Consider the following 1,614-nt stretch of genomic DNA (forward strand, 5'->3'; position numbering starts at 1 on the left):
GTCACGTTGAGTCCGGCGGCGTCCTACTCTCCCACACCCTCCCGAGTGCAGTACCATCGGCGCTGGAGGGCTTAGCTTCCGGGTTCGGAATGAGACCGGGCGTTTCCCCTCCGCTATGACCACCGAAACAGTCTTCAGCGGAACAAACCAGCAACCCCGTTGGACGGGGGTGGTTGTTCGTTTGCTGTGAATCACACAGTGGACGCGTCGAGCAAAAAGTTTAGGGTGGTTAAGCCCTCGGCCTATTAGTACCGGTCGACTGAACCAGTTACCTGGCTTACATCTCCAGCCTATCAACCCAATAGTCTATTGGGAGCCTTACCCACTCAAGGTGGTGGGATACCTCATCTCGAAGCAGGCTTCCCGCTTAGATGCTTTCAGCGGTTATCCCTTCCGAACGTAGCCAACCAGCCGTGCCCCTGGCGGGACAACTGGCACACCAGAGGTTCGTCCGTCCCGGTCCTCTCGTACTAGGGACAGCCCTTCTCAAGTATCCAACGCGCACGGCGGATAGGGACCGAACTGTCTCACGACGTTCTAAACCCAGCTCGCGTACCGCTTTAATGGGCGAACAGCCCAACCCTTGGGACCTGCTACAGCCCCAGGATGCGACGAGCCGACATCGAGGTGCCAAACCATCCCGTCGATATGGACTCTTGGGGAAGATCAGCCTGTTATCCCCGGGGTACCTTTTATCCGTTGAGCGACACCGCTTCCACACGCAAGTGCCGGATCACTAGTCCCGACTTTCGTCCCTGCTCGACCCGTCAGTCTCACAGTCAAGCTCCCTTGTGCACTTACACTCAACACCTGATTGCCAACCAGGCTGAGGGAACCTTTGGGCGCCTCCGTTACCCTTTAGGAGGCAACCGCCCCAGTTAAACTACCCACCAGACACTGTCCCTCGACCCGATCAGGGCCGCAAGTTAGATACCCAAATCCAACAGAGTGGTATTTCAACAATGCCTCCACCTGAACTGGCGTCCAAGCTTCACAGGCTCCCACCTATCCTACACAATTACATTCGGATACCAATGTCAAGCTATAGTAAAGGTCCCGGGGTCTTTCCGTCCTGCCGCGCGTAACGAGCATCTTTACTCGTACTGCAATTTCGCCGGGCCTGTGGTTGAGACAGTGGGGAAGTCGTTACGCCATTCGTGCAGGTCGGAACTTACCCGACAAGGAATTTCGCTACCTTAGGATGGTTATAGTTACCACCGCCGTTTACTGGCGCTTAAGTTCTCCGCCTCGCCCTTACGGGCTAACAGGTCCCCTTAACGTTCCAGCACCGGGCAGGCGTCAGTCCATATACATCGTCTTACGACTTGGCATGGACCTGTGTTTTTAGTAAACAGTCGCTTCCCCCTGCTCTCTGCGGCCATACCACGCTCCACCCGCAAAGGGGCTTCACGCGTCCGGCCCCCCTTCTCCCTAAGTTACGGGGGCAATTTGCCGAGTTCCTTAACCACAGTTCGCCCGTCGCCTCGGTATTCTCTACCTGACCACCTGTGTCGGTTTCGGGTACGGGCCGCTCGGAACATCGCTAGAGGCTTTTCTCGGCAGCATAGGATCACTGACTTCACCTGATACGGCTCGGCATCACGTCTCAGCCTT

2 rRNA genes are annotated in these 1,614 nt (G+C 56.6%); both read right to left on the minus strand.

What is annotated here, in order from left to right:
• Positions 1-10 precede the first annotated feature (10 nt).
• Positions 11-127: ribosomal RNA gene (gene rrf / locus Ate02nite_RS48510) — 5S ribosomal RNA — on the minus strand.
• 98 nt (positions 128-225) lie between these two features.
• Positions 226-1,614 (minus strand): 23S ribosomal RNA (locus Ate02nite_RS48515); the annotation flags it as partial.

This window comes from Paractinoplanes tereljensis, assembly GCF_016862435.1.
Taxonomy (GTDB): domain Bacteria; phylum Actinomycetota; class Actinomycetes; order Mycobacteriales; family Micromonosporaceae; genus Actinoplanes; species Actinoplanes tereljensis.